The organism is Frigoribacterium salinisoli (assembly GCF_054781095.1).
Map to the genome: position 1 here is coordinate 293,752 of NZ_BAAGVB010000004.1, position 26,618 is coordinate 320,369.

The 26,618-nt window shown below is 75.2% G+C and carries 23 protein-coding genes and 1 tRNA gene; 14 read left to right on the forward strand and 10 right to left on the reverse strand.

All coding sequences use genetic code 11. From position 1 onward, the window contains the following. Positions 1-10: 10 nt before the first annotated feature. Together ACYVHQ_RS11330 and ACYVHQ_RS11335 are read left to right on the forward strand one after the other, a co-directional pair. Complete coding sequence (locus ACYVHQ_RS11330) at positions 11-2,845, forward strand: glycosyltransferase (protein ID WP_460513068.1); 2,835 nt, start codon at positions 11-13, stop codon at positions 2,843-2,845. Next, the gene (locus tag ACYVHQ_RS11335; protein WP_460513070.1) at positions 2,838-4,247 is read left to right on the forward strand and encodes a DUF5719 family protein; all 1,410 of its coding nucleotides are present in this window, start codon (positions 2,838-2,840) and stop codon (positions 4,245-4,247) included. Before ACYVHQ_RS11330 ends, ACYVHQ_RS11335 begins: the two co-directional genes overlap by 8 nt. Before the next feature lie 42 nt (positions 4,248-4,289). On the opposite strand, the gene ACYVHQ_RS11340 is transcribed toward ACYVHQ_RS11335, so the two are convergent. Then, positions 4,290-4,736, reverse strand: a complete 447-nt coding sequence (locus ACYVHQ_RS11340) for a hypothetical protein (protein ID WP_460513072.1) — start codon at positions 4,734-4,736, stop codon at positions 4,290-4,292. A 36-nt stretch (positions 4,737-4,772) separates the two neighbouring features. Between ACYVHQ_RS11340 and ACYVHQ_RS11345 the strand changes: the two genes are divergently transcribed. Both ACYVHQ_RS11345 and ACYVHQ_RS11350 read left to right on the forward strand, forming a co-directional pair. Next, positions 4,773-4,973: a DUF3499 family protein gene (locus tag ACYVHQ_RS11345; RefSeq protein ID WP_460513074.1), complete on the forward strand. Its 201-nt coding sequence runs from the start codon at positions 4,773-4,775 to the stop codon at positions 4,971-4,973. 2 nt (positions 4,974-4,975) lie between these two features. Further along, complete coding sequence (locus ACYVHQ_RS11350) at positions 4,976-6,406, forward strand: phosphomannomutase/phosphoglucomutase (RefSeq protein WP_460513076.1); 1,431 nt, start codon at positions 4,976-4,978, stop codon at positions 6,404-6,406. 69 nt (positions 6,407-6,475) lie between these two features. On the opposite strand, the gene ACYVHQ_RS11355 is transcribed toward ACYVHQ_RS11350, so the two are convergent. Beyond that, on the reverse strand, positions 6,476-7,357 hold the full coding sequence (locus ACYVHQ_RS11355) for an RDD family protein (RefSeq protein WP_460513078.1): 882 nt from the start codon (positions 7,355-7,357) through the stop codon (positions 6,476-6,478). Between the two features lie 108 nt (positions 7,358-7,465). Between ACYVHQ_RS11355 and ACYVHQ_RS11360 the strand changes: the two genes are divergently transcribed. Next, complete coding sequence (locus ACYVHQ_RS11360) at positions 7,466-8,464, forward strand: stage II sporulation protein M (protein WP_460513080.1); 999 nt, start codon at positions 7,466-7,468, stop codon at positions 8,462-8,464. Between the two features lie 41 nt (positions 8,465-8,505). Here the strand turns inward: ACYVHQ_RS11360 and ACYVHQ_RS11365 are convergent, their stop codons facing one another. The 5 genes from ACYVHQ_RS11365 to ACYVHQ_RS11385 form a co-directional block, all read right to left on the reverse strand. After that, positions 8,506-9,798, reverse strand: coding sequence for a DUF58 domain-containing protein (locus ACYVHQ_RS11365; RefSeq protein WP_460513082.1), 1,293 nt, complete (start codon positions 9,796-9,798; stop codon positions 8,506-8,508). A gap of 1 nt (position 9,799) precedes the next feature. After that, positions 9,800-10,753 carry an AAA family ATPase gene (locus ACYVHQ_RS11370; protein WP_460513084.1) on the reverse strand — a complete coding sequence of 318 codons (954 nt, stop codon included), beginning with the start codon at positions 10,751-10,753 and terminating at the stop codon, positions 9,800-9,802. Between the two features lie 78 nt (positions 10,754-10,831). Next, positions 10,832-12,004 carry a DUF4350 domain-containing protein gene (locus ACYVHQ_RS11375; RefSeq protein ID WP_460513086.1) on the reverse strand — a complete coding sequence of 391 codons (1,173 nt, stop codon included), beginning with the start codon at positions 12,002-12,004 and terminating at the stop codon, positions 10,832-10,834. Further along, a complete protein-coding gene (locus ACYVHQ_RS11380) occupies positions 12,001-12,633 on the reverse strand; it encodes a DUF4129 domain-containing protein (RefSeq protein ID WP_460513088.1) in 633 nt (210 codons plus the stop codon). The genes ACYVHQ_RS11375 and ACYVHQ_RS11380 overlap by 4 nt, the downstream gene beginning before the upstream one ends. After that, positions 12,630-13,892 (reverse strand): hypothetical protein, encoded by a 1,263-nt coding sequence (locus ACYVHQ_RS11385; protein WP_460513090.1) that lies wholly within the window; start codon positions 13,890-13,892, stop codon positions 12,630-12,632. The genes ACYVHQ_RS11380 and ACYVHQ_RS11385 overlap by 4 nt, the downstream gene beginning before the upstream one ends. A 170-nt stretch (positions 13,893-14,062) precedes the next feature. Here ACYVHQ_RS11385 and mtrA point away from each other — a divergent pair, with 170 nt between their 5' ends. From mtrA to secA, 6 genes are all read left to right on the forward strand, one after another. Next, the gene (mtrA, locus tag ACYVHQ_RS11390) at positions 14,063-14,743 is read left to right on the forward strand and encodes an MtrAB system response regulator MtrA (RefSeq protein ID WP_460513093.1); all 681 of its coding nucleotides are present in this window, start codon (positions 14,063-14,065) and stop codon (positions 14,741-14,743) included. Positions 14,744-14,751: 8 nt separating this feature from the next. Then, positions 14,752-16,419 carry an MtrAB system histidine kinase MtrB gene (gene mtrB / locus ACYVHQ_RS11395; protein WP_460513095.1) on the forward strand — a complete coding sequence of 556 codons (1,668 nt, stop codon included), beginning with the start codon at positions 14,752-14,754 and terminating at the stop codon, positions 16,417-16,419. Then, positions 16,416-18,137: an LpqB family beta-propeller domain-containing protein gene (locus tag ACYVHQ_RS11400; RefSeq protein ID WP_460513097.1), complete on the forward strand. Its 1,722-nt coding sequence runs from the start codon at positions 16,416-16,418 to the stop codon at positions 18,135-18,137. The genes mtrB and ACYVHQ_RS11400 overlap by 4 nt, the downstream gene beginning before the upstream one ends. A gap of 92 nt (positions 18,138-18,229) precedes the next feature. Continuing rightward, on the forward strand, positions 18,230-19,015 hold the full coding sequence (locus ACYVHQ_RS11405) for a phosphoribosyltransferase family protein (protein WP_460513099.1): 786 nt from the start codon (positions 18,230-18,232) through the stop codon (positions 19,013-19,015). A 95-nt stretch (positions 19,016-19,110) separates the two neighbouring features. After that, complete coding sequence (hpf, locus tag ACYVHQ_RS11410; RefSeq protein WP_460513102.1) at positions 19,111-19,812, forward strand: ribosome hibernation-promoting factor, HPF/YfiA family; 702 nt, start codon at positions 19,111-19,113, stop codon at positions 19,810-19,812. A 147-nt stretch (positions 19,813-19,959) separates the two neighbouring features. Next, the gene (secA, locus tag ACYVHQ_RS11415) at positions 19,960-22,788 is read left to right on the forward strand and encodes a preprotein translocase subunit SecA (RefSeq protein ID WP_460513104.1); all 2,829 of its coding nucleotides are present in this window, start codon (positions 19,960-19,962) and stop codon (positions 22,786-22,788) included. 66 nt (positions 22,789-22,854) lie between these two features. Here secA and ACYVHQ_RS11420 read toward each other — a convergent pair whose 3' ends face one another. Beyond that, positions 22,855-23,292, reverse strand: a complete 438-nt coding sequence (locus ACYVHQ_RS11420) for an Rv3235 family protein (protein WP_460513106.1) — start codon at positions 23,290-23,292, stop codon at positions 22,855-22,857. A 175-nt stretch (positions 23,293-23,467) separates the two neighbouring features. Between ACYVHQ_RS11420 and ACYVHQ_RS11425 the strand changes: the two genes are divergently transcribed. After that, positions 23,468-24,961 (forward strand): sensor histidine kinase, encoded by a 1,494-nt coding sequence (locus ACYVHQ_RS11425; RefSeq protein WP_460513108.1) that lies wholly within the window; start codon positions 23,468-23,470, stop codon positions 24,959-24,961. 88 nt (positions 24,962-25,049) lie between these two features. On the opposite strand, the gene ACYVHQ_RS11430 is transcribed toward ACYVHQ_RS11425, so the two are convergent. Then, positions 25,050-25,298, reverse strand: a complete 249-nt coding sequence (locus ACYVHQ_RS11430) for a WhiB family transcriptional regulator (protein ID WP_460513110.1) — start codon at positions 25,296-25,298, stop codon at positions 25,050-25,052. A 170-nt stretch (positions 25,299-25,468) separates the two neighbouring features. Between ACYVHQ_RS11430 and ACYVHQ_RS11435 the strand changes: the two genes are divergently transcribed. Further along, the gene (locus ACYVHQ_RS11435) at positions 25,469-25,930 is read left to right on the forward strand and encodes a hypothetical protein (protein ID WP_460513112.1); all 462 of its coding nucleotides are present in this window, start codon (positions 25,469-25,471) and stop codon (positions 25,928-25,930) included. Positions 25,931-25,934: 4 nt separating this feature from the next. Here ACYVHQ_RS11435 and bcp read toward each other — a convergent pair whose 3' ends face one another. Next, positions 25,935-26,414, reverse strand: coding sequence for a thioredoxin-dependent thiol peroxidase (gene bcp, locus ACYVHQ_RS11440; RefSeq protein ID WP_460513114.1), 480 nt, complete (start codon positions 26,412-26,414; stop codon positions 25,935-25,937). Positions 26,415-26,531: 117 nt separating this feature from the next. Here bcp and ACYVHQ_RS11445 point away from each other — a divergent pair. Beyond that, positions 26,532-26,607 (forward strand) — tRNA-Lys (locus tag ACYVHQ_RS11445). Positions 26,608-26,618 lie beyond the last annotated feature (11 nt).

Genomic DNA, 26,618 nt, shown 5'->3' on the forward strand with positions numbered 1-26,618 from the left:
TGCACAGGTCATGCAGCCGAGAGTCACCGCGATCCTCGTCGCCCCCGGCGGGGCGACCCACCTCGACACCACCCTGGACGGTCTGTCGCGTCAGACCCGACCGCCCGAGGCGCTCGTGGTCGTCGACACGGGAGGCCCGGGCTCGGCCGCTGGGCGCCTCACGCTCAGCGGTGCGGCCCAGCTCGTCACCGCGCCCTCGGCCCGCACCTTCGGCGCCGCCATCGCGCGCGCCGTGGCCGTGCTGCCGCCGAGCGAGGCGGCCGACGACGAGTGGCTCTGGCTGCTCGGCCACGACAACGCCCCCCGCCCCGAGGCCCTGGCCACCATGATGTCCACGGTCGAGGTGTCGCCGAGCGTCGCCGTGGCCGGCCCGAAGCTCCTCGACCACGACGACCCCGCCGTCATCGTCGGCTACGGCGAGACGGTCACGCGCTACGGCGCGTCCCTGCCCCTCGTCGACGGCGAGCTCGACCAAGGACAGCACGACGCGCGCGACGACGTGCTCGCGGTCGCGGCCGGCGGCATGCTCGTCCGCCGCAGCGCCTGGGCGGCCCTCGGCGGCTTCGACCCCGGCCTGCCGCACGTCGACGCCGCCCTCGACCTCTGCGTGCGCGCGCGGCTCGCCGGGCACCGCGTCGTGCTCGTGCCGGGCGCCCGGGTCCTCAGCGCGGGGCCCGTCGAGGACTTCGGCGCCGAGCAGCCCCTGGGGCACGCCCGCCGTACGACCGTGCACCGTCGGGCCCAGCTGCACCGCCGGCTCGCCTGGGCGCCGACCGCCGCCCTGCCGCTGCACTGGCTCAGCCTCGTGCCCCTGGCGCTGGTCCGGAGCGTCTGGCACCTGCTCGTCAAGAACCCCGGGGCGGTCCCCGGCGAGTTCTCGACCGCGTTCGGCGCCGCCTTCGGACGATCGCACGTCCTGCGGGCCCGCCGCAGCCTCCGGCGCACCCGCACGGTGGGCTGGAGCGCCGTCGAGCCGTTGCGCGCGTCCCTCGCGCAGATCCGCGAGCGACGCGTCACCGAGCGCGACGCCCTCGTGGCCCACGTCGAGGACGCCCCCGACCCCCGCGCGAGCTTCCTGGGCTCGGGCGGCCTCTGGGTCGTGCTCGTCGCCGCGGTCGTCGGCGTCGTGGCGTTCTTCCCGTTCCTCCGCGCGACGCAGCTGACCGGCGGCGGCCTCCTGCCCCTGAGCACGAGCCTCGGCGAGCTGTGGTCCTCCGTCGGCTGGGGCTGGCGCGAGGTCGGCACCGGCTTCACGGGGCCGTCGGACCCCTTCGCGCTCGTGGTCGCCCTGCTGGGCACGCTGACCCCGTGGTCGCCGTCCTTCGCGATCGTGCTCGTCTGGTTCACGGCCCTGCCGCTGTCCGCCCTCGGGGCGTGGTTCGCGCTGCGTCGGCTCGTGCGCCGGACCTGGCTGCCCGCCGTCGGGGCCCTCCTCTACGCCCTCTCGTCGCCCCTCCTGTCGGGCCTCCAGGAGGGTCACCTCGGCGCCGTCGTCGCGCACGTGGTGCTGCCGTTCCTCGCCCTGGCCCTGCTCGGCTCCGCCACGTCGTGGGCCGCGGGGGCCACCGCGTCGCTGCTCTTCGCGGCGGCCGCCGCGGGCGCGCCGTCGCTGCTGCCCGCCCTCCTGGTCTGCTGGCTCGGCGCGATCGCGACGCGACCGCGCGGGACCCACCGCATGCTGGGGGTGCCGCTGCCGACGCTCGTGCTGTTCCTGCCGGTCCTGCTGGTGCAGATCTCGCGCGGCACGTGGTGGGCGGTCCTGGCGGACCCGGGCGTGCCGGTGCGGCACGATCCGGCGAGCCCCTTGCAGCTGCTGCTCACGACGCCCGAGACGGGCCTGCACGGCTGGACGACCCTGCTCGCCGACCTCGGCGTCGACGGGGCCCTCGCCGCGGTGCTGGTCGGGGTCGCCTTCGCCCCGCTCGGCCTGCTCGCCCTGCTGGCCCTGGTGGCCGTGCCGGCGCGCCGCTCGGTGCCGCCGCTCGTCGTCGCCCTGCTCGGCTACCTCACCGCCGTCGCCGCGACGCACGTGTCGGTGACGGGCGCGGGCAGCACGTCGACGTCCATCTGGGCGGGCAGCGGCCTCAGCCTCTACCTCGCCGGGCTGGTCGGTGCCGCCCTCGTCGCGCTCGACCGCGTGCCGCGGGTCGCCCCCGCGGCCGCCACGCTCGCGACGGTCCTCGCGCTCGTCGTCGTCGCGCCCGTCGCCGCCGCGACGTTGCGGGGCACGTCGGCCGTCCGCGAGGGCAGCGGGCGGATCCTGTCGGCCTACGTCACCGCCGAGGCCGAGGCCTCGCCCGACGTGGGCACGCTGGTCGTCACGCCGCAGCCCGACGGCGCCCTCGCGGTGTCGCTCGAGCGCGGCCAGGGCACGACCCTCGACGACCAGTCGACGCTCGACTCCACGGCGCAACGGCTCAGCAGCACCAACCGCGACCTCACCGAGCTGGCGGGCAACCTCGTGAGCCGCAGCGGCTTCGACCCCGAGCCCGACCTGCGCCGCCTCGGCATCGGCTTCGTCCTGCTCTCCGACGTCCGCGACGAGGGCGAGGGCGAGGTGCTCGAGCAGCGTGCCAGCGAGGCGCTCGACGCGGACGCGCTCTTCCAGCCCGTCGGCGAGACCGACAACGGCCTGCTCTGGCGCTACGTCGACGCCGTCGACGAGCGGGAGGTGCGGCCCGCCGCCGGCCTGCTGGGCGTCGTCGTGCCGGTGACCTGGGCGCTCGTGCTCGGCTCGGCGTTCCTGCTCGCCCTGCCCACCACGCCCCGCCGCCGCCGGTCCCGCGCCGGCGTGCCCGAGGCGGAGCAGCCCGCCACGACCTTCGACGAGGAGCGAGATGCCTGACCGGACCGCACTGAGGGCCACCCGTCGAGCCGCGGTGGCCGTGGGGGGCGTGCTCGTGGCGGCGGTCGTCGTCGCCGGAGCGACCGTGCTGCCCCTGCCGGCGCTGGACGCCACGCCCGCGGGGCGCCTGGTCGAGCCGGTGCCCGTGGACCAGGTCCGCGTCTGCCCGGGATCGGTGCTGCGGCTCTCCGACGAGGACGGCGGGGCGGCGACGACCAGCAGCGCGCTCGGCGAGGCGAGCGTGACGTCGTCGTCGAGCCTCGGCGACGTCGACGAGGAGGTCCTCGCCGGGGCGGACGGCGCCTCGTCCCGCCCGACGGCCCTGACCGCACCCGTGGAGGACGGCGAGGTGCCGTTGCTGTCCGGGGCGCAGTCGCAGCTCGTCGACGAGGGGGACCTGTACGGCTTCACGGCCGCAGCGTGCGCCGAGCCCACCAGTTCGACCTGGCTCGTCGGCGGCTCCACCCGCACCGGTCGCGTCACGCTCGTGACGCTCGTGAACCCCACCGACGTCAACAGCACCGTCGACCTCGGCATCGTCGCCGAGCAGGGGCAGGTGCAGGGCCCCGGCATCGACGGGATCGTCGTCGCCCCGCGGACCCAGAAGGTCGTGCCCCTCGCCGGCTTCGCCACGGGGCTGTCGTCGCCGGTCGTGCACGTCACGAGCCGCGGCGGGCCGATCGTGGCGAACCTGCAGGAGTCCATCGTGCGGACCCTCCAGCCCGGCGGTGCGGACGTGGTGAGCGCCTCGGCGGGACCGGCCCGCACCACCGTCGTGCCCGGCATCGTCGTGCGCGACGGGGAGCGGCTCGAGTCCGTCGTGGAGCCCGACGAGGCCGACGACGCCTCGAGCGTGCTGCGGGTCCTCGTGCCCGGTGCCGAGGCCGCCGACGTCACGGTGACGCTCGCCGGTCCGTCGGGGGACGGCACGACCTTCGACGTGCGCGCCGAGGGCGGCCGCGTGACCGACCTCCCCGTCGACGGCCTGCCCGACGGCCGCTACACGGCGACGCTGCGCTCGTCCGTCCCCGTCGTCGCCGGTGCCCGCACCTCCACCGCCACGCCCGACGGGCAGGTGGACGTGGCCTGGGCCCCGTCGGCCGCCGCCCTGACCGGCGACGTGCAGGTGAGCGTCGGCGAGGGCGAGGGCGCCGCCCTCACGCTCGCCAACCCGGGCGAGCAGCCCGTCACGACGACGCTCGTGCGCGGCGACGACGAGACCGAGGTCGCGGTCGCCCCGGGGTCGTCGGTCGACGTCCGGGTCGGGGCGGACGACGCCTTCGTGCTCCGCGACCCCCAGGGGCTCCGGGCGGCGGTCAGCTGGTCCGGCGACGGGCGCATCGCGGCGTGGTCGGTCGTGGCTCCGCTGCCGGCCTCCACGCCGGTCGTCGTCCACCCCTGACGGGCGAGCGCCGTCGCGCGGGCGTCGCGGCGGGCTGCGACGTCAGTCGTCGTGCCAGCGGTCGGAGAGGTCCCACGGGTCGCGGCCCAGGAGCTCCGCGAAGGCCCGCAGCACGTGCCCCTCGACCGAGGCGCGGTGGCGCCACTCGTCGTCGGTCTCGTCCCGTCGCTCGCGGGCGGCGCCCAGGCGCTCGATCGGCAGCCTGAAGAGCACGACCTTGCGGGCCGCCCGGTCGGCCGACCAGCGGGGGACGTGGTCGGCCTCGGGCAGGTCGGGCAGGGGAGCCACCTCGACCACGACGTCGGTGAGCTCGTCCGGCCACGTCTCGCGGAGGTGGTCGACGGTGGCCGCGACCAGGTCGTCGAACTCGTCGGACCTCGTGCGCAGGAACGGGAGGTGCGGACCGGCGACCGACGAGCGCGGACCCCTCCCGTGGCGGTCGCGGCGCCCGGCACGGGCCGAGCCGTGGGGGCTGCGAGGAGGGGGCACGGCCCCATGCTAACCGCGCTCGGTAGACTGCCCGCGATGATCGAGCGGCCCTGCAGCAAGGTCTCGTGCCCGGACGAGGCGCGGGCCACGCTGACCTACGTCTACGCCGACTCGATGGTGGTCGTGGGTCCGCTGAGCGACGTCGTCGAGCCCCACGGCTACGACCTCTGTGCCCGCCACGCGGACTCCCTCTCCGTGCCGCACGGGTGGGAGGTCGTCCGACGGGTAGCGTGGTGACCATGAGCCCTTCGCGTCCCGTCGACCTGTCCGCCTTCGTCAAGACGTACGACGTCCGGGGCCTGGTCGGCAGTCAGCTCACCGACGAGGTGGTCGAGGCCTTCGGAGCCGCGTTCGTGGACGAGATCGGCGCGGCCGGCCGGGAGGTCGTCGTCGGGCACGACATGCGCGACTCGTCGCCGGCCTTCGCCGAGGCCTTCACGCGCGGCGCGGTCGCACGAGGGGCCGACGTCGTGCAGCTCGGCCTCTGCTCGACCGACGAGACCTACTTCGCCTCCGGCTCGATGCAGGCACCGGCCGCCATGTTCACGGCGAGCCACAACCCGGCCAGCTACAACGGCATCAAGCTCAGCCGGGCCGGCGCCCAGGGCATCAGCCTCGGCACGGGGCTCGCCGAGATCCGCGACCGCGCCGCCGCGTACCTGGCGGACGGCCGCGTCGAGCCGGTGCCCGAGCCCGGCACCGCACGGCGCCACGACGCCCTGCCGGGCTATGCCGCGCACCTCCGGTCGCTCGTCGACCTCAGCGGGATCCGCCCGCTGAAGGTCGTCGTCGACGCGGGCAACGGCATGGGCGGCCTCACGGTCCCGGCCGTCCTCGGCGGGGCCGCGGGCCTGGGCGAGCTGCCGCTCGAGATCGTGCCGCTCTACTTCGAGCTCGACGGCACGTTCCCCAACCACGAGGCCAACCCGCTCGAGCCCGCCAACCTCGTCGACCTGCAGCGCGCGGTCGTCGAGCACGGGGCCGACCTCGGGCTCGCCTTCGACGGGGACGCCGACCGCTGCTTCGTCGTCGACGAGCAGGGCGAGGCCGTGACCCCCTCGGCCGTGGCCGCGATCGTCGCCGTGCGCGAGATCGCCCGCGCCAGGGCCGCCGACCCGACCGCCGAGGTCACCGTGCTCCACAACCTCATCACCTCGCGGGCCGTGCCCGAGGCGATCGCCGCGGCCGGCGGCGTCCCCGTCCGCACGCGCGTCGGCCACTCGCTCATCAAGGACGAGATGCGCGCGACGGGTGCCGTCTTCGGGGGCGAGCACTCCGCCCACTACTACTTCGCGGACTTCTGGGGCGCCGACAACGGCATGCTGGCCGCGATGCACGTGCTCGCCGAGTTCGGCGCGCAGGCCGAGCCCCTGTCGGTGCTGACCCGGCGCGCGACGCCCTACGCGGCCAGCGGCGAGGTCAACTCCGTCGTCGACGACGTGCCCGCGGCCTACGCCCGCGTCGTCGAGGCGTTCGCGAGCCGGGGCGACTTCGACGAGCTCGACGGGCTCACGGTCTCGGGCAGCAGCGCCGACGGCGGGTTCTGGTGGTTCAACGTGCGTCCGTCGAACACCGAGCCCCTCCTGCGGCTCAACGCCGAGGCGCAGACGGCCGGCGAGATGGAGCGACTGCGGGACGAGGTGCTCGGCCTCATCCGCGGCACGGGCTGAGCGCCCGCCGGCACGGCCTGAGCGCCCGCCGGCACGGGTTGAGCGCCCGCCGGCCCGCGGGTCGCCGCGTCACCGCCGGGGGAACCCCCGCGGCACGGCCGTGAGGGCCGGCGCGAGCCGGTCGACGAGGGCCTGCTCGCGGGCCAGCGCGACGCCCTCGCGGTCGCGGCGGAGGGCCGCGACGGCCTCGAGGAACGCCTCGGCCGGGGCGTCCGGCACGGGGGAGACGACGACGGCGACCTCCGTGGCCAGGGCGACGGCCAGGCGGTGCCGGCTGGCGGGGTCGAGCGCCGGAGCCTGCTGCACGTAGGAGGCCACGCGGCGGGCCAGCCGGTCGGGCAGCGGGCCGACGTCGGCGACGGCGGCCCAGGCCTCGAGGCCGGGCGGCACGACCGCCAGGCGCCGGGGCCGGGCGGGCACGCGCTCGTTCCGGCTGTACGTGCCGGCCAGCAGGTCGCCGAGGCGCCGCGACGACGTGTCGAGCAGGGCGACGACGACGGCGAGGCCGCCCGTCGTGAAGACGATCTCCAGGAGCCCCACGAGCGACCTCACGAGCGCCTGGCGGAACCCGGCGGCGCCGCCGTCGCGCCGCACGATGCGCGCCCCCACCGCCAGTCGGCCGAGCGAGCGCCCCCCGCTGGCGGTCTCGACGACGGCGGGCACGACGACGAAGCTCGTGACGAGGGCGACGATGACGCCCCCGGCGGCGAGGGGCTCGTCGACGACGCCCTCCTCGACGAGCTGCACGACGAGCAGCACGAGCCCGACGAAGAGCAGCGCGTAGGCCAGGTAGTCGAGGAGGGCGCCGGCGACGCGGAGCACGAAGCTCGTGGGCCGCAGCTCGAGCGCCACGGCCTCGCCCGTGACCAGCTCGTCGTCGGGGCCCAGGAGGTCGTCCACCTCGCCCGGGCGCAGGGTCGGCGCGGGGCGGCTCCCGGTACGTCGCGGCATGCCCCGATCCTCGCACGCCGGGCCTCCTGGCGGGCCCGGCCCGGTCCTCCTGCGCCGGTCCCCGGGCGGCTCGACGGACGGCAGGCCCGTCCGGCTAGGCTCGCACGCGTGGACCTCGACGCGTACGAAGCCGCCCGCGCGGCCGACTGGGCCCGCCTCGACCAGCTCGCCCGCAGCCGACGACGGCTGACCGGTCCCGAGGCGGACGAGCTCGTGGAGCGCTACCAGGCCGGCGCCACCGACCTCTCGGTGCTGCGCACGACCAGCGGTCCCTCCGCGATCGGCGACCGGCTCTCGCTCACCCTGAGCCGGGCGCGCCTGCGCTTCACCGGCACGGGCCGCTCGCTGGCGTCGCAGGTGCCCGTCTTCTTCGTGGTGCACCTCCCGGCGGCGCTCTGGCGCCTCCGCTGGTCGACCCTCGCCGTGGCGCTCGTCACGGCCGTCGTCAGCACGGTCGTCGGCGCCTGGGTCGCGCAGTCGCCCGAGGTCCTGGCGGCGCTCGGCACGGAGGAGTTCCGTCGGCAGTACGCGAGCGAGGACTTCGTCCGCTACTACGACGAGAGCTCGTCGGCGACCTTCACGGGCCAGGTCTGGACCAACAACGCCTTCATCGCCGCCCAGTGCGTCGCGTTCGGCATCACGGGCGTCTGGGTGCCCTACGTCGTGATGCAGAACGCCGTCGGCGTCGGCCTGTCGGGCGGGCTGCTCGCCTCGGAGGGGCGGCTCGACCAGTTCTTCCTGTACATCGCGCCGCACGGTCAGCTCGAGCTCTACAGCGTGTTCGTCGCGGCGGCGGCCGGGCTGCTCATCTCGTGGTCGTGGATCGCCCCGGGGGCGCGCACGCGCGGCCAGGCCCTCGCGGAGGACGGCCGCGCGCTCGTCACGGTCGCCGTGGGCCTCGTGCTCGCGCTGCTCGTCTCGGGCGTCATCGAGGGCTTCGTCACCCGCCAACCGTGGCCGTGGCCGGTCAAGATCGGCATCGGCACGGTCGCCCTGGCGGCGTTCCTCGCCTACCAGTGGGTGCTCGGCGGTCGGGCGGCCCGGGCGGGCCACCGCGGCGACCTCGACGACTTCGAGGCGGGCGCGAAGAGGCTCGTCGCCGGCTGAGCAGGCCCGCTCCGCTGCGCGCGCGAGGTCCCGCCACCCCCTCAGAGCCGCCCGGCGGCCTTGAGCGCGAGGTAGTGGTCGGCCAGGGCGGGCGGCAGGTCGGCCGGGCTCCCCGTCACGACCTCGGCCCCGAGCTGCCGCACGGCGGCGGCCACCCGGGCCCGGTCCAGGCGAGCCCGCTCGGCGGCGGCGGCACGGTAGACGGTCGTGCTGTCGCCGCGGCCGAGCGCGGCCTCGTCGACGGTGGGGTCGGTGACGGCGGCCACGACGACGAGGTGCCGCCGCGTGAGCTGCGGCAGCGCGGCCAGGAGCCCGCGCACGGCGCCGGGCGACTCGGCGGGCGTGGCCAGCACGACGAGGCTGCGCTGGGTGGTGACGCCCCGCACGAGCCCGGGCACGAGCGACCAGTCGGTCTCGACGAGCTCGGGGTCGACCGGGGCCATGACCTCGACCATCGCCGAGAGCAGGGCCGGACCGGAGGCGCCCTGGACCCGGCCGCGCACGCGCCGGTCGGTGACGACGAGGTCGACGTGGTCGCCCGCGCGCGAGGCGAGCGCGCCGAGCAGCAGCGCGGCCTCGAAGGCCGTGTCGAGGCGGGGCTCGTCGCCGACGCGCGCCGCCGAGGTGCGCCCGGAGTCGACCACGACGACGACGCGGCGGTCGCGCTCGGGCCGCCAGGTGCGGACGACGAGGTCGCCGCGCCGGGCCGTGGCGCGCCAGTCGAGCGAGCGCACGTCGTCGCCGCGCACGTACTCGCGCAGGCTGTCGAACTCGGTGCCCTGGCCGCGCACCTGGACGCTCGTGCGGCCGTCGAGCTCGCGGAGGCGCGCGAGCCGGCTGGGCAGGTGCCGGCGCGATGAGAAGCGCGGAAGCACGGTGAGGTCGCCGGGCAGGGCGATGGTCGCCTGCCGTGCGGCGAGCCGGAGCGGACCGACGGACCGGACCGTCACGGAGTCCGCCCGGCGCACGCCGCGCCGGAACGGCACGAGCACGGTCGTGAGCACGACGCCGCCGCCGGGGCGCAGCGAGACGCGCCGCCGGGTCGCGGTCGCCCCGGCGGAGGGCTCCCAGGCGTCACGGACGACGCCGCGGAGCCTCCTGCGCCCGCCGTGCACGAGTCGCAGGCGGGCCTCGACCGACTCGCCCAGGCGCACCGCGCCGGGCAGCTCGCGGGTCGCCCGCACGAGCCGGGGCGACGCGGCGAGGGCGAGGTCGACGGCGACCAGCACGACGACGAGCAGGAGCCACGCGGGCAGCACCCGCGGATCGCCCGTCACGACGAGGGGCACGGCCCCGAGGGCGACGAGGAGGACGGTCCAGCCGGTGACCGCCATGTCAGAGCGGGACCCTGACCTGCTGCAGCACCGAGCGCAGGACCGCGTCGGCGTCGACTCCCTCGAGCTCGGCCTCGGGGCGCAGCTGCAGGCGGTGGCGCAGCACGGGCAGGGCCATGGCCTGCACGTGGTCGGGCGTGATCCGGTCGAAGCCGGTGAGCCAGGCCCAGGCCTTGCTCGCGGCGAGCAGCGCCGTGGAGCCGCGGGGGCTCACGCCGATGCGCACCGACGGGCTCTCGCGGGTCGCGCGAGCGAGGTCGACGACGTACGCGAGCACGTCGGGGGAGGCGCCGACCCTGCCCACCTCCTCCTGCGCCCTGGCGAGGTCCTCGGCACCCAGCACCGCGGTGACCCCTGCGGCGCGGAGGTCGCGGGGCGAGAAGCCGGCCGCGTGGCGGACGAGCACCTCGACCTCGGCGTCGCGCGGCGGCAGCTCGACCGTGAGCTTGAGCAGGAACCGGTCGAGCTGCGCCTCGGGCAGCGAGTAGGTGCCCTCGTACTCGACGGGGTTCATGGTCGCGGCGACGAGGAACGGCGTCGGCAGCGGCCGGGAGGTGCCGTCGACCGAGACCTGCCGCTCCTCCATGGCCTCGAGCAGCGCCGACTGCGTCTTCGGCGGCGTGCGGTTGATCTCGTCGGCGAGCAGCACGTTCGTGAAGACCGGCCCGGGGCGGAACTCGAAGGCGCCCGTGCCCGAGTCCCACACGAGCGAGCCGGTCACGTCGCCCGGCATGAGGTCGGGCGTGAACTGCACGCGGGTGGTGCCGAGCGACAGGCTCGCGCTCAGCGCCCGGACGAGCAGGGTCTTGGCGACGCCGGGGACGCCCTCGAGGAGCACGTGCCCTCCGGCGAGGAGGGCGACGATGAGCCCGGTGACGACGCCGTCCTGGCCGACGACGGCCTTGCCCACCTCGGCGCGCACGCGGGTGAAGGTCTGCTGCAGGTCACTGGTCACGGGGGCTCCTGGGAGAGGGGATCGGCGGTCGGCGGGTCGTGGTGGTGCGCGGGCCAGGGGGCGTGCGGGGCGGCGGCGTCATCGTGGTCGCACCACCTCGGCGACGGCCGCCTCGAGGTCGCGCAGGGAGTCCCCGAGCCGCACGAGCTCGGCGTCGTCCCGGGGCAGGGCGTCGACGAGCACGTGCCGCACGCCGCGGGCGTCCGCGCCGAGGAGCTCCACCGTGCGCCCGACGACGTCGTCGACGCCCGCCGTGGAGGAGAGGCCGAGGGCCCGTCCGAGGCGACCGATCGCGCCGAGGCGCAGCTGGTCGAGGGCGTGCGCGCGGGCTCCTGCCCGCTCGTAGAGCCTCGCGCGCCCCTCCCGGGTCTCGTCGGCGGCGACCACGACGGGCAGGCGCTCGACCACGAGCGGTCCGAGCCGCCGGCCCTGCCAGAGCCCGGCCGTGAGGGCCGTGACGGCGGCGAGCACGAGCACGGGGGTGACCCAGCGCGGCGTGAGCGAGGCGAGGCTGCCCGTGCCGCCGACCGGCAGGTCGTCGGCGCCCGGCTGGTACCAGACGACGCGGTCGGTCCGGCCGAGCAGCGTGAGCGCCATCGCGGCGTCGTCGTGCCGGGTGATCGTGCCGTTCGTGAGCGCGTCGGTGAGGCCCAGCACGGTCGTGACGTGGTCGCCGTCGTCGACCTCGACGAGGCCGTGCCCGTCGACCACCGGCAGGCAGGCGACGACGTCGTCCGCGTCGTCGTCGACCGCGTAGGCCGTCCCGGTGGCCGTGACCTCGCCCACGCGGTCGAGGGCGGGGAGGGCGCAGGAGGGGGTCGTCGTGCCGCCGGAGGCGGCGGGGCCCGTCGAGACGCCCGGGGCGAGGGCGGCCAGGGCGACGTCGTCCGGTCGCAGCAGCACGGTCGTCGCCGATGCCGCGCCGACGCGCGTCCAGGCGTCGTCGTCGAGGAGGCCGAGCGCGTCGTGGGCGACGACCGTCGTGTCGTCGGGAGCCACCGCGGCGAGCTCGAGGGTGCGGTCGAGGGAGTCGCTCACCCGCACGTCGACGCCCGAGTCGCGCAGCACCTCGACGAGCGCGGCGGTCCCGGCGGTGCGCGGGTCGGTCGGGTCGAGGGGCCGCCCGGCCGTGGCACCGCTGCCCACGACGAGCAGGGAGCCCACCGCCCCGACCAGGGCGACGCCCGTCAGCACGAGCCAGGGGCGGGCCCGTCGGGCGAGGGCGCCGAGGCCGGGCGTCGTCACGGTCACGCGGGCACCGCCGTGCGCGCGAGCCGCTCGTCGAGGGCGCGCACCTGGTGCCAGGCCGTTTCGGTGCCGTCGCGGTCGAGGTACCGCACCTCGTCGAAGGCGCGGGCCGCCGCCGTCAGCGCCTCGGCCTCGGCGGGCACGACCGTGGCGGCGCGGCGCGCGGTCTCGTGCGCGGTGGTGCCGGGGGAGGCGGGCACGAGCCCGCGCTCGTCGAGGGCACGGGCCACGGCGCGGAACTGCTCCGCGACGGCCGTCGTGTGGTCGCCGGCCCGGGCCGCGGCCGAGGCCGCCCGCCGCAGGGCCTCGGCGTCGCGGTCGTCGGAGGCGCCGAAGACCGCGTCGGGCGCCGCCGACCGGCGCGTGAGCCGGGGCACGCCGAAGCGGACCAGCAGCACGACGACGACGACGCCGACCACGATCAGCAGCACGAGCAGGCCGAGGCCGCCGGCGCCGTCCACCCCCGCGAAGCGGAGGCCCTGCAGCCATTCCCAGACGGCCTGTGCCGCCCGGTCGAGCAGGGTGGGCCGCGCCGCGTCGTAGCGCGGGTCGGCGAGCTCGCGCAGCAGGGCGCGGCGGGCCTCGTCGGCGTCGGGCGTCAGCGGTGCGGCGAGGGCCGCGACGGGCGTCACCGGCCGCCGGGGGCGTCGGGCGCGCCGGGGCGGCCCGCGCCTCCTGACGCCCAGGAGGCCTCGGCCGGCCCCGCCCCGGGCGTGCGGTAGGGATCGGGCAGGTCGGTCGCCCCCGCCTCGTGCAGCTCGACGTGGCGCGCGAGCTCGAGGTCGAGGCCCTCGCGCCGGATCCGCAGGTCGACGTAGAGCAGGGCCGTCGAGGCGGTCTGGACGACGCTGCCGACCGCTCCCACGACGCTCGCGACGACGACCGTCACGAGGTAGAGCGCGGCGGTGACGACGACGGCGACGGTCGGGTCGTCCGTGCCCGTGGGCAGGAAGAGGCCGAGCACGACGGGCGTGAGGAACGAGAACGGAGCCGTGACGACCTGCGCCGCGACCTGGATCATGACGAGGACGAGGAGGAGGATCCCGAAGGTGCGCCAGAAGCCGCCCCGGGTCAGGGCCCACGACCGGCGCACGGCCGCGCCGACCGGTGCGCGCTCGAGCACGACCACGCTCGGCACGAAGGCGGTCCTCGTGAGCAGCCACGCCGCGAGGACCGCAGCCCCGAGCCCGAGCACGAGGGCGGCGAGGACTCCGACGACGCCGCCCACGTCGCCGCCGAGCACGACGCCCAGGACGACGACGCCGACCACCAGTGCCGTGACGAGCACCCCTGCGAGGGCCAGCAGGGCCGTCCAGCCGACGAGGGCGGCGAGGCGGCCCCGGACCAGGCGCCACAGGCCGCCGAGGCGGAGCCGTCGGCCGAGCACCTGGTGCGAGGTCTCCAGCGCGAACAGGCCCTGCAGGAGCGCCGAGACGACGAGCGAGAGGGCGACGGGCACGAGGGCCGCGGCGACCGTGATCGCGACCGCGCCCGCGGTGGCCGCCTCGCGGTCCTCGGGCAGGACGCTGTCGACGCGCAGGAACGCCAGCGCGGCCACGCCGCCCGTGACGACGACGGCGACGACGAGCACGACGACCTGGGCCAGCAGGGCGGTGCCGAAGGTGGTGCGCGGGTTGCGCCGCAGCACCGTGAACGCGCCGCCGAGGATCTCGCCGAGCGTGAGGGGGCGCAGCGGCACGATGCCGGGCGAGGTCGGGCGCGTCCAGCCCCCGGTCCCTCGCGGTGCGGCAGGAGGCGCGGGAGCGGGCCACGGACCGCCGGCAGGAGGACCACCGGCAGGAGGCCCGGCGACGGGCGACGGGGCGGGTGCGGCGGGGCCGTCGGAGCGCGGGCTCCCGGTCGGCGGCTGCCACGCGTGCGGATCGGTCATGGTCCCCCCGGGAGTCGCACCGGTCGTGGTGCCTCGAGCGCGTCCATGCTTCCACACGGAGGCACCGGCGGGCCAGCCGGGGCGGTGGCCGCTGGGTCGACGAGCACTGCTCGGCTACGCTGGGCCCGACGTGCCGCGACGACGAGGCGGCCCCGCACGAGACGGAGACCATGAGCCCGCGCATCCTGGTGGTGGACGACGACCCGGCGCTCGCCGAGATGATCGGCATCGTGCTCCGCGCCGACGGCTTCGAGCCGTCCTTCTGCGGCGACGGCGACGCCGCGCTCGACGCGTTCCACGACGCCTCGCCCGACCTGGTCCTGCTCGACCTCATGCTGCCCGGCGTCGACGGCATCGAGGTCTGCCGCCGCATCCGCGCCGAGAGCGGGGTCCCCGTGATCATGCTCACCGCGAAGGGCGACACGGCCGACGTCGTGCTCGGCCTCGAGAGCGGCGCCGACGACTACGTCGTCAAGCCCTTCGACCCCAAGGAGCTCGTGGCGCGCGTCCGCACGCGCCTGCGGCCCGCGCCCGCGACGACGACCGAGGTGCTCACGGTGGGCGACGTCCGCATCGACGTCGCGGCCCACGAGGTCCGCCGCGGCGACCAGGTCGTGCCGCTCACGCCGCTCGAGTTCGAGCTGCTGCACGCGCTCGCCGCGAAGCCGCAGCAGGTCTTCACGCGCGAGATGCTGCTCGAGCAGGTCTGGGGCTACCACTACAAGGCCGACACCCGACTCGTGAACGTGCACGTCCAGCGGCTCCGCGCGAAGGTCGAGCACGACCCCGACCGGCCCCGCGTCGTCACGACGGTGCGCGGCGTGGGCTACCGCGCCGGCCAGGGAGCCTGAACCGCGCCGTGACCTGGCTGCGCTGGCGGACCCTCCTGCCCCGGGTGGCGACGTCCTGGCGGTCGTCGCTGCTGTTCCGCACCGTGGCGATCACCGTCGTGCTCTCGGGGGTCGCCGTGACCCTCATCGGCACCCTCATCTCGGTGAGCATCGGCGCGAACCTCACCGAGCAGCGGCGCGAGCAGGTCGAGGCGGAGTCGCAGCGCGCGACCCTGCTCGCGCAGAACATCTTCGACTCCGCGACCGCGACCGAGGGCAGCGACCAGGCCGAGCTCGAGGCCCTGCAGAACGAGGCCCAGGCGGCCGTGCTGGGCTCGACCACGAGCCCCGGCGGCACGAGCATCGCGATCCTGCGGACGCCCGGCCAGCAGACGGCGCGCGCGATCCAGAACGTCGCCAGCGCCGGGTTCCCCGACACGGTGGTCACGTCCGAGATGCGCGAGGCGGTCGCGGCGTCCGACGGCACGCTGTCGCTGCAGTCCGTCTCGCTGCCCTCGGGGGACGACGAGGTGCCCGGCCTGGTCGTCGGCTCCACGCTCGAGGTGCCCACGGCGGGGCGGTACGAGCTCTACCTCGTCTACGACCTCTCCGACGCGCAGCAGACGCTGGCGTTCGTGCAGCAGACCCTCGCGGTGGGTTCGCTGGCGCTCGTGCTGCTCATCGGCGTCGTCACGTACGTCGTGGTCCGGCTCGTCGTCGGGCCCGTGCGCGTCGCCGCCGAGACGAGCCAGAAGATCGCCGCCGGGCACCTCGAGGAGCGCATCCCCGAGCGCGGCCAGGACGTCGTGGCCACCCTCGGCAGGTCGTTCAACGAGATGGCCGACGCCATGCAGCGGCAGATCACGCAGCTCGCGGAGCTGAGCCACGTGCAGCAGCGCTTCGTGAGCGACGTCTCGCACGAGCTGCGCACCCCCTTGACCACGATCCGCCTCGCGGGCGACGTGCTCTACGACCAGCGCGGGTCGTTCAGCCCCACCGCGGCCCGGACCGCCGAGCTGCTGCACGACCAGGTCGGGCGCTTCGAGCTGCTGCTCGCCGACCTGCTCGAGATCTCCCGCTTCGACGCCGGGGCGGCCCGCCTCGACGTCGAGCCGGTCGCGGTCGTCCGGCTCGTGCAGGGCGTCGTCGACGAGTACGCGCCCCTCGCGGCCGGCACCGGCAGCCGCGTCACGGTCCTGGCGCCGGGGGGCTGGGCCGAGGCCGAGGTCGACCCGCGGCGGCTGCGCCGGGTCGTCCGGAACCTCCTGGGCAACGCCCTCGAGCACGGCGAGGGCCGGCCCGTGTCCGTCGAGGTCGACAGCGACGCGCACGCGGTGGCCGTGGCGGTGCGCGACCACGGCGTCGGCATGACCGCCGAGGCCACGGAGCGGGTCTTCGACCGGTTCTGGCGCGCCGACCCCTCGCGGCGGCGCACGATCGGCGGGACCGGCCTGGGCCTGGCCATCAGCCAGGAGGACGCGGCGCTGCACGGTGGCAGGATCGACCTGTGGTCGCGCCCCGGCGAGGGCTCGCGCTTCGTCGTGACGCTGCCGCGGCGGGCGGGCGACATCGTGACGTCCACCCCGCTGTCGGCCCTGCCGGACGACGCCCGCGAGGCCCAGGACGGGGTCCCGCCGCTCGGCCAGTGGGGCGCCGCCGAGTCCTCGACCGACGTGACCCCCAGGAGGCCCGCGTGACCGATGCGACGGCTCCCACGCCCGGCACGTCCCGGCGCTCGTCCGGCGCCTGGCGGCGCCGCCTGGGCGCGCTGCTGGCCGTGGTCGCGGTCGCGGCGACCGTGGGATGCGTGTCCATCCCCGACGCCGGCCCGGTGCGCGCCGGCGGCCCGGTGCGCGAGGACGTCGTGGGGGACTTCGAGTACCGCCCGTCCGGGCCCGCCGTCGACAGCACGCAGGACCAGCTGCTGCGCGACTTCGTCGAGGCGGGCACCGGCTCCGCCGACGACTACGCCGTGGCCCGGCAGTTCCTCAGCCGCGACTTCGCCCGCGAGTGGGACCCGCGCTCGGGCGTCGTGGTGCGCTCCGGCCCCGGCACGATCACGCGCGCCGGCGGGTCCCGGCTCGACTACACCGTCGTCGGCGCCGCGACGATCGACGCCGACGGCCGCTACGCGCAGGCGCTCACGCCCTCCACGACGACCCTCGGCTTCGAGTTCGTGCGCGAGGGCGACCAGTGGCGCATCAGCTACGCCCCCGACGGCATCGTGCTCACCACGACGAACGTCGACGTCGTGTTCCGACCGCACTCGCTGTACTTCTACGACCCCACCTACTCGGTGCTCGTGCCCGACGAGCGGTGGTTCCTGGCCCGGTCCTCGACGAGCACGCGCATCGCCGCGGCCCTCCTCGCGGGCCCCTCGCCCTGGTTGCAGGGCGCGCTCGTGTCGGCGTTCCCCGAGGGCACGCAGCTCTCGCTCGACGCCGTCACGGTCGTGGGCGGCCGGGCGCGCGTCGACCTCACGGCCGAGGCGTTGGGCGCCGACCCCGTCGAGCGTGCGAGGATGCGCGCCCAGCTGCTGGCGAGCCTGTCCTCCGTCGCGGCCGTCACGGCCGTCGACCTCAGCGTGCAGGCCGCGGTGCTCGAGGTGCCCGACCCGTCGAGCGCCTCGAGGCTCCGCGACCCCGCCGTCGACCCCCGGCCCCTCGTGGTGGTCGACGGGGTCCTCGGGCACGGGACGTCCTCCGGGCCGGAGGCCCTCGGGACGTCCCCGCAGGTCACCGCGCTGGACCCGACGTCCGTCGAGGCGTCCGTCGACGACGACCGTGCCGTGGTCGGCGCGGCGGGCGGGGCGTGGCTCGTCCAGGGGGACGCCGAGGCGGTGCGCGTCGACGCCCGGCCCGGCCTCGCGCCTCCTGCCCTCGACGGGGACGGGTACGCCTGGACGGCCCCCCGCGACGACGCCCGGTCGCTGGTCGCGACGGGGCGCGACGGCGTGGCGCACCAGGTGGCGTCCAAGCTGCCCGTGGACCAGTCGCTCGTGTCGTTCCGCGTCTCGCGCGACGGCACGCGGGCGCTCGTCCTCCTCGACGTCGCCGGCGAGGCGCGGCTGCTCGTCACGAGCGTGCTGCGCGACGCCCGGCGCGTGCCGCTGTCGCTGGGCGACCCGGTCGAGCTGTCGCCGCCGGCGGGGGTCCCGATCGGGGCGACCTGGGCCGACGAGAACACCGTGGCGGTGCTCACCGACGTCGAGGGCGCCTCCGAGGTCTCCCTCCGCGAGCTGGGCGGCGAACCGGGTGCCCCGAGCAGGCCGACGGGCCGGGCGGTCACCGTCGTCGGCGGTGACGGGCGCGACCACCTGCACCTGCTCACGGCCGACGGCCGGGTGCTCGAGCCCCGCGGGACGGGCTGGCAGGACACGGGCGTGCGGGCCGACCTGCTGGCCACGCAGCGCTGACCCGCCCTCCCCATCGGGCCGGGTCACCGGCGCGTCCCCAGGAAGCACGGGCCGGGCAGCGCGGGCACCGCGCCGGGGCGCACCCTCGCCCGGTGACCCCTCCGCCCCTGCCGCTGCCCTCGAGCCCGTCCTCGCCCCTGCCACCGCCTCCGCGCCCGGCCTCGCTCCGGGACCGGCTCGTGCCGCACCTCCTGGCGGCCGCGGCCGTCGCGTCCCCCGTCGACTGCGTCGGCTGCGGGGCCGCCGACGTCGAGCTCTGCACGGCCTGTCGCGCGCGGCTCGCGCCCGCGCCCGTGATGGCCGCCCTGCCCACCGGGCCGCCCGTCGCCGTCGGCCTGCGCTACGAGGGCGTCGTGCGCGACGTCGTCCTCGCCTGCAAGCAGGGCGGGCGCACCCGGCTCGCGAGCGCGCTGGCCCCGGCGCTCGCCGCGGCCCTCGACCTCGCTCTCGACGGTCGCGGCGTCGAGCCCCCCGGGCAGGGCGGCGGGCCCGACGTGCTCGTCGTGCCCGTGCCGCCCTCCGCGGCGGGCTCGCGCCGGCGCGGATGGGACCCGGTGGCGCTGCTCGCCGCCCGGGCCGGCGTGCCGCTGCACCCGGGCCTCCTGCGCGTCGGCGGCGCCCCGGGGCCGCAGAAGGGCCGGGACCGCGCCGGCCGGGCCCGGGCCGCGCGAGGGGGGCTGCTCGGCAGGAGGACCGTGCTCGGCCGCCGCGTCGTGGTCGTCGACGACGTGCTCACCACCGGCAGCACGGTCGCCGAGGCCGTCCGGGCGCTCGACCTGGCGGGTGCCGACGTCCTGGGGGCGGCGTGCCTCGCGGCGGTGCCGCTCCTCGCCGACCGCGGGGCGACCTCGGCTGAACGCGCGGTGGACGTCCCGTGACAAGCAGGGGTCGAGCTGGCAGGGTGGGGTCACGAAAGGCGTGGGACGAACACCGCCTGGACCACGGGCGGCACGCCGAGAGCCAGGAGGTCGTCATGGACATCACGGTCACGGGACGCAACGTCGGGATCACGGACCGGTTCCGGGAGTACGCCACGGAGAAGGCCGACAAGGTCGCCGGGCTCGCCCCGAAGGCGCTCGCCCTCGAGGTCAGGCTCTCCCGCCACTCCGAGAAGTCGTCCGGTCAGGGTGGCGACGACCGGGTGGAGCTCACGCTCGTCGGCCCCGGCCCGCTGGTGCGCGCGGAGTCCTCGGGCTCGGACAAGTACGTGGCCTTCGACCTCGCGGTCGGTCGCCTCGTCGAGCGCGTGCGCCGGGCGAAGGACCGCAAGAAGGTGCACCGCGGTCAGCACCGGCCCACGTCGCTGCGCGAGGCCGCCGAGGCGGACTTCGCGGGCACGGGCGTCGTGCCCGCCTCCGCGGAGGCGATCGAGGCGGTGCGCACGGGCAGCGTGCCCGTCCAGGCCCCGGCCGGCGACGACGAGGCCTTCGAGGAGTACTCGCCCGTCGTCATCCGGCAGAAGGTCTTCGCGACGAGCCCGATGACGCTCGACGACGCCCTGTACTACATGGAGCTCGTCGGCCACGACTTCTACCTCTTCATCGACGCCGAGACGCAGCGCCCGAGCGTCGTCTACCGCCGCAAGGGCTGGGACTACGGCGTGATCGGCCTCGACCCGACCGCCGACGAGCGACAGGAGCAGGCCACGCAGGCCCGGGCCGGCCTCGCCGGTTGAACCCCCGGGGGGCGGTCCGGGCACCCCGGGCCGCCTCCCAGCGGGCGGTGCCGATAGGCTTGGTAGCATCGCGGGCCGGTCCAGGCAGGACCGCTGCGTGCCGCGGCGTGGACCGCGGCCCGACCGGACGAACACTGGGAGTGATCCGTGGCCAACGTTCTCGAGAAGGTACTGCGCGTCGGCGAGGGGCGGACGCTGCGCAGGCTCAAGGCCTACGCGAAGGCCGTGAACGACCTCGAGGACGACTTCACCGGGCTCAGCGACGACGAGCTGCGCAACGAGACCGTCGAGCTGCGCGAGCGGTACGCCGCGGGCGAGTCGCTCGACGACCTGCTGCCCGAGGCCTTCGCCGCGGTCCGCGAGGCGAGCAAGCGCACGCTGGGCCTGCGCCACTTCGACGTGCAGATCATGGGCGGCGCCGCCCTGCACCTCGGCAACATCGCCGAGATGAAGACCGGTGAGGGCAAGACCCTGGTCGCGACGACGGCGGCCTACCTCAACGCGATCGCGTCGCGCGGCGTGCACGTCATCACCGTCAACGACTTCCTCGCGAGCTACCAGTCCGAGCTCATGGGCCGCGTCTTCCGCGCCCTGGGCATGACGACGGGCTGCATCGTGTCGGGCCAGACGCCCGCCCAGCGCCGCGAGCAGTACGCGGCCGACATCACGTACGGCACGAACAACGAGTTCGGCTTCGACTACCTGCGCGACAACATGGCGTGGCAGGCCTCCGACATGGTCCAGCGCGGCCACTTCTTCGCGATCGTCGACGAGGTCGACTCGATCCTGATCGACGAGGCGCGCACGCCGCTCATCATCTCCGGTCCCGCCTCGGGCGAGGCGAACCGCTGGTTCACCGAGTTCGCCACGATCGCCCGTCGGCTCACGTCGGGCGTCGACTACGAGGTCGACGAGAAGAAGCGCACCGTCGGCGTGCTCGAGCCCGGCATCGCCAAGATCGAGGACTACCTCGGCATCGACAACCTCTACGAGTCGGCGAACACCCCGCTGATCTCGTTCCTCAACAACGCCATCAAGGCCGACGCGCTCTTCAAGCGCGACAAGGACTACGTCGTCATCAACGGCGAGGTGCTCATCGTCGACGAGCACACCGGCCGCATCCTCAGCGGGCGCCGCTACAACGAGGGCATCCACCAGGCCATCGAGGCGAAGGAGGGCGTCGAGGTCAAGGCCGAGAACCAGACGCTCGCCACGGTGACGCTGCAGAACTACTTCCGCCTCTACAAGAAGCTCTCGGGCATGACCGGCACGGCCGAGACCGAGGCCGCCGAGTTCATGAGCACCTACAAGCTCGGCGTCGTCCCGATCCCCACCAACCGCCCCATGCAGCGCCTCGACCAGACCGACCTCGTCTACAAGAACGAGAAGGCGAAGTTCGACCAGGTCGTGGAGGACATCGTCGAGCGGCACGCGAAGGGCCAGCCCGTCCTCGTGGGCACGACGAGCGTCGAGAAGAGCGAGTACCTCTCGCGCCTGCTGGCCAAGAAGGGCGTCAAGCACGAGGTCCTCAACGCGAAGAACCACGCGCGCGAGGCCGCGATCGTCGCGCAGGCCGGTCGCCACGGCGCCGTCACGGTCGCCACGAACATGGCCGGTCGCGGCACCGACATCATGCTGGGCGGCAACGCCGAGTTCCTCGCCGTGGCCGAGATGCACTCGCGCGGGCTCAGCCCCGTCGACACGCCCGACGAGTACGAGGCCGCCTGGGACGAGGTCTTCACCGCCAAGAAGGCCGACGTCGAGACCGAGGCCGAGAAGGTGCGCGAGGCCGGCGGCCTCTACGTGCTGGGCACCGAGCGCCACGAGTCGCGCCGCATCGACAACCAGCTGCGGGGCCGTTCCGGTCGTCAGGGCGACCCGGGCGAGAGCCGTTTCTACCTCTCGCTGACCGACGACCTCATGCGCCTGTTCAACTCGGGCGCGGCCGAGAGCCTCATGGGTCGCGGCAACGTGCCCGACGACCTCGCCATCGAGAACAAGCTCGTCGGTCGCGCGATCCGCTCGGCGCAGTCGCAGGTCGAGTCGCGCAACGCCGAGATCCGCAAGAACGTCCTCAAGTACGACGACGTCCTCAACCGCCAGCGCGAGGCCATCTACGGCGACCGCCGGCACATCCTCGAGGGCGACGACCTGCAGGACCGCGCCCAGTCGTTCCTCACCGACGTCATCGACGAGGTCATCGACCAGCACACGGGCGAGGGCAGCCCCGACGACTGGGACCTCGACGCGCTCTGGACCGAGCTGCGCACGCTCTACCCCATCTCGATCACGATCGACGAGGTGCTCACCGAGGCCGGCTCGAAGGGGCGCGCCACCCGGGCGTTCCTCGGCCAGGAGATCCTGAGCGACGCGCGCGTGGCCTACGCGAAGCGCGAGGAGGAGCTCGGCGAGTCGGCCGTGCGCGAGCTCGAGCGGCGCGTCGTGCTCAGCGTCATCGATCGCCGGTGGCGGGACCACCTCTACGAGATGGACTACCTCAAGGACGGCATCGGCCTGCGGGCCATGGCGCAGCGCGACCCGCTGGTCGAGTACCAGCGGGAGGGCTACGCGCTCTTCCAGAGCATGATGAGCCAGATCCGTGAAGAGAGCGTGGGCTTCCTCTTCAACCTCGAGGTCGAGGTGCAGCGCAAGGGCGCCGAAGAGGCCCCGACCGTGCAGGCGAAGGGTCTCGGGCAGTCCGCCGAGCAGCCGGAGCTCGCGTACAGCGCCCCCACGATCGACGGCGAGGTCGAGGTGCGCGACCAGCGCGGGCGCGTCGAGCAGGCCGCCACGGCCCGTGCCCAGCGCAAGCAGGCCGAGGCCGAGGGCGACCAGGCCCCTGAGGTCGCGGCGGCCCGGGCCTCGACGCCCGCTGCGGCGGGTCGGGGTGCCTTCGGCCAGCGTGCCGAGGGCGAGACCGCGGCTGATCCCGTCAACCGTGCCGAGCGGCGTGCGGCGGGCAAGAAGCGCAGCTGACCCCGCGGCAGCTCTCCGGAGCCCACGGCGACCCGGTCGCCGTGGGCTCCGCCGCGTCCCGGGCGGTCACAGGACGTGGACCGACGACGCCCGCCACCGTCGGTCGTGACCCTCGAGGCGCAGGGCGACCGCCCGGCTCCTGCCCTGCGTGTGCGCCACGACGACCGCGTCGACGACGCCCTCGGTGCCACCGCTGAGGACGACCCGCCCGAGGCGCACGGCGGGTCGTGCCGGACGTCGCCCGTGGGCCGTCCGGGCCCGGGCCGCGAGGACGACCCGCGCCTCGAGGTGGCGGTAGACGTCCTCCGTGACCCAGCGGGCCACCTGGTCGAGGTCCCTCGCGCCGGCCAGGATCTCGACGACCGAGCGTGCCAGCGCCTCGACGGTCGGCGTCGGTGGCGGCAGGTCGGCCGTGCGCGGTCGGCGGGGGAGCGACGAGGGCGCACGGGCCGGGCGAGGGGCGGCGCGGAGGTCGGCACGAGCGAGGGCGGGGGAGGGGGACATGGCGGTCGGTCCTCTCGACGGGGTCAGGGTCGTGCTCAACATATGACATGTCGGTGCACCACCGACAGGGGCGTCCTCCCTTGTGGACACCGGCTTCCTGCCCTCCTGGGGGGAGGGGCGGTGGGCCGTGGCCCGCCCGTCCGACCGGCCCGTCGGGCCGACCTAGACTGGGGCGGTGTCGACGCTCAGTGATCTCGTGCTCGCCCAAGGCCGTTCCGACGAGGCCGACGTCGAGTGGTTGCACCTCCTCGTCGGCGACTGGCAGCTGCTCGCCGACCTGGCCTTCGCCGACATCGTGCTCTGGGTCCCCACCGACTCGGGGTCCTTCGTCGCCGTCGCCCACGCCCGGCCCTCGAGCTCGGCCACGCTCTTCTACCGTGACTTCGTGGGGCAGGAGGTCCGCCCCGAGTGGCGCGAGCAGGTCCAGGAGGCCTTCTCCGCCGTGAAGATCGTCGACTCGGCCGCCCCCGACTGGTACGAGGAGACCCCGACCAGGGTCCGCGCCGTCCCGGTGCTGCGGCGGCTCGGGGCGAGCCGTCCGGACGTCACGGAGGCGCCGGTCGCCGTCATCACCCGGCACACGAACCTCAGCGAGGCCCGGACCCCGAGCCGCCAGGAGCTGACCTTCAACCAGTGCGCCAACGACGTCTTCGCGATGATCGCGGCCGGCGACTTCCCCGACCTGGGAGCACCGACGGGTCCGCGGCGCGGTGCGCCGCGGGCGTCCGACGGCCTGCTCCGGCTCGACGTCGACGGCACGGTGACCTTCGCGAGCCCGAACGGCCTGTCGGCGTTCAACCGCATGGGCTTCGCGGGCGAGCTCGAGGGCGAGTCGCTCGCCGAGGTGACCACGAGCCTCCTGCAGGGCAAGCTCGTCATCGACGAGTCGCTGCCGCTCGTCGTCACGGGGCGGGCGCCGTGGCGCACCGACATCGAGGCGCGCGGCGTGACGGTGTCACTGCGGGCGATCCCGCTGCGCGACCGCGGTCAGCGCGTCGGGGCGATCGTGCTGTGCCGCGACGTGACCGAGGTCCGGCACCAGGAGCGCGAGCTCATCACGAAGGACGCCACGATCCGCGAGATCCACCACCGGGTCAAGAACAACCTGCAGACGGTGGCGTCGCTGTTGCGCATCCAGGCGCGGCGCACCCACTCCGACGTGGCGCGCGACGCGCTGACGCAGGCCATGCGCCGCGTCGCGTCGATCGCCGTCGTGCACGACACCCTCTCGGAGGGCCTCAACCAGAACGTCGACTTCGACACGGTCTTCGACCGCGTGCTCAAGCTCATCGCCGAGGTCGCCTCGAGCCACACGACGACGGTGCGCCCGGTCTTCACGGGCAGCTTCGGCGCCCTGCCGAGCGAGTACGCGACGCCCCTCGCGCTGGCCCTCACCGAGCTGGTGACGAACGCCGTCGAGCACGGCCTCGACGGCCGCGACGGCCAGGTCGAGATCACGGCCGAGCGCGACGACGAGCAGCTCACCGTCAAGGTGCGCGACGACGGCGTGGGCCTGCCCGAGGGCAAGGTCGGGTCGGGCCTGGGCACGCAGATCGTGCGCACGCTCATCCAGGGCGAGCTGGGCGGCACGATCGACTGGCACACGCTGGTCGACGCGGGCACCGAGGTGACCATCGAGGTGCCGTTCCGCTGGCTCACGATGGTCTGAGCCCGGGGCGGGGCCCCGCGCACGACGAACGGCCGGTCCCGTGGGACCGGCCGTTCGTCGTCCCGGCCTCGGCCGGGGGTGGTTCAGGTCAGGAGGCGCGACGCGCGCGGGCGGCGCGGCGCTTGAGCGCACGGCGCTCGTCCTCGCTGAGGCCGCCCCAGACGCCGGAGTCCTGGCTGGTCTCGAGCGCGTACTGGAGGCAGGTCTCGGTGACGGTGCACCGACCGCAGACGGCCTTGGCCTTCTCGATCTGGTCGACGGCGGGACCGGTGTTCCCGACCGGGAAGAACAGCTCCGGGTCAGCGGTCAGGCAGGCGGCTTTGTCACGCCAATCCATCGATGGGTGCTCCTTAACAGACGGGACCCCGGCACGTCGAAGAGCCAGGTCCTTGATGGGGGTGGGGGAGAATTCGGGAGGCGCGCACCACCATGTGCCCGTCACTTCGACCTCAGACATGCTCGCATACTGGTAGTGCCAGGGCAAGGATTTTCTCGGGAGGACACAGCGTGACGACAGGCTCGCGGGACGACCACGACCACCCCTCGACCGACCCTGCCGAAGGGCGTCCGACGGGGCGTCGGCCCCTCGGCCTCTGGGTCGTCATCACCCTCCTGACGGCCGAGTTCCTGCTCGTCGTGGGCGTCTCGGCGTTCCTGCTGATCGAGCTGCTCACCGTCCGCCCCGACAGCTACCCGTCGGCCGTCGCCCTGCTCGTGCTGAGCCTCGTGGCCGCCGCCTGGCTGGGTGCGGTCGTGCTCGGCGCCCTGCGCGGACGGGCCTGGATCCGGGGCGCGGCGGTGACCTGGCAGGTGCTGCAGATCGCCGTCGGCGTCGGCAGCCTGCGCGGCCAGTTCGCCGAGCCCGCGATCGGCTGGGCGCTCGTCGTGCCGGCCGTGCTCGTCGTCGGCCTGCTGCTCACGCCGCGGGTCGTCGCGGCGACCGCCGCGCGCGACGACCCGCGCGCCTGACGCGCTACGCCGCCGCGTCGATGCCGAGCTTCTTGCGCAGCGACGCGACGTGGCCGGTGGCCTTGACGTTGTAGAGCGGCAGCTCGACGCGGCCCTCCTCGTCGATGACGAACGTCGAGCGGATGGTGCCCGTCACGATGCGGCCGTAGTTGTTCTTCTCGCCCCACGCGCCGTACGCCTGGTGCACGACGAGCTCGGGGTCGCTGAGCAGCGGGAAGGTCAGGCCCTGCTCGTCCTTGAACCGCACCAGGGCCTCCGGGGCGTCCTTCGAGACGCCGAGCACGGTGTAGCCGGCGCCCTGCAGGCTGGACATGCTGTCGCGGAAGTCGCAGGCCTGCGTCGTGCAGCCGGGCGTCGAGGCGGCCGGGTAGAAGTACAGCACCACGCGCTGCCCCGCGTGGTCGGCCAGGGAGACCTCGCGGCCCGTCTCGTCGGGCAGGGTGAACGACGGCGCGACGGCGCCCTTCTCGAGCTTCGTGGTCATGGTGGTGCTCCGTTCCGCGGCGCCCGCGGCGCCGGTGGTGGTGGGTGCTCGACGGTGGTCGTCGGCGGACGGATTCCATGCTAGAGTCGTTCCTCGTTGCGGAGAGATCCGCGGCACGCACCTCTAGCTCAATTGGCAGAGCAACTGACTCTTAATCAGTGGGTTCTCGGTTCAAGTCCGAGGGGGTGCACCACGGAACGAAGG

Coding starts and splice junctions, on each gene's coding strand:
- ACYVHQ_RS11355 (WP_460513078.1), bottom strand. CDS start 7,357: ATGCCGCGACGTACCGGGAGCCGCCCCGCGCCGACCCTGCGCCCGGGC.
- bcp (WP_460513114.1), bottom strand. CDS start 26,414: ATGACCACGAAGCTCGAGAAGGGCGCCGTCGCGCCGTCGTTCACCCTG.
- mtrA (WP_460513093.1), top strand. CDS start 14,063: ATGAGCCCGCGCATCCTGGTGGTGGACGACGACCCGGCGCTCGCCGAG.
- ACYVHQ_RS11350 (WP_460513076.1), top strand. CDS start 4,976: ATGAGCCCTTCGCGTCCCGTCGACCTGTCCGCCTTCGTCAAGACGTAC.
- ACYVHQ_RS11430 (WP_460513110.1), bottom strand. CDS start 25,298: ATGGATTGGCGTGACAAAGCCGCCTGCCTGACCGCTGACCCGGAGCTG.
- ACYVHQ_RS11365 (WP_460513082.1), bottom strand. CDS start 9,798: ATGGCGGTCACCGGCTGGACCGTCCTCCTCGTCGCCCTCGGGGCCGTG.
- ACYVHQ_RS11330 (WP_460513068.1), top strand. CDS start 11: ATGCAGCCGAGAGTCACCGCGATCCTCGTCGCCCCCGGCGGGGCGACC.
- hpf (WP_460513102.1), top strand. CDS start 19,111: ATGGACATCACGGTCACGGGACGCAACGTCGGGATCACGGACCGGTTC.
- ACYVHQ_RS11345 (WP_460513074.1), top strand. CDS start 4,773: ATGATCGAGCGGCCCTGCAGCAAGGTCTCGTGCCCGGACGAGGCGCGG.
- ACYVHQ_RS11385 (WP_460513090.1), bottom strand. CDS start 13,892: ATGACCGATCCGCACGCGTGGCAGCCGCCGACCGGGAGCCCGCGCTCC.
- ACYVHQ_RS11420 (WP_460513106.1), bottom strand. CDS start 23,292: ATGTCCCCCTCCCCCGCCCTCGCTCGTGCCGACCTCCGCGCCGCCCCT.
- ACYVHQ_RS11335 (WP_460513070.1), top strand. CDS start 2,838: ATGCCTGACCGGACCGCACTGAGGGCCACCCGTCGAGCCGCGGTGGCC.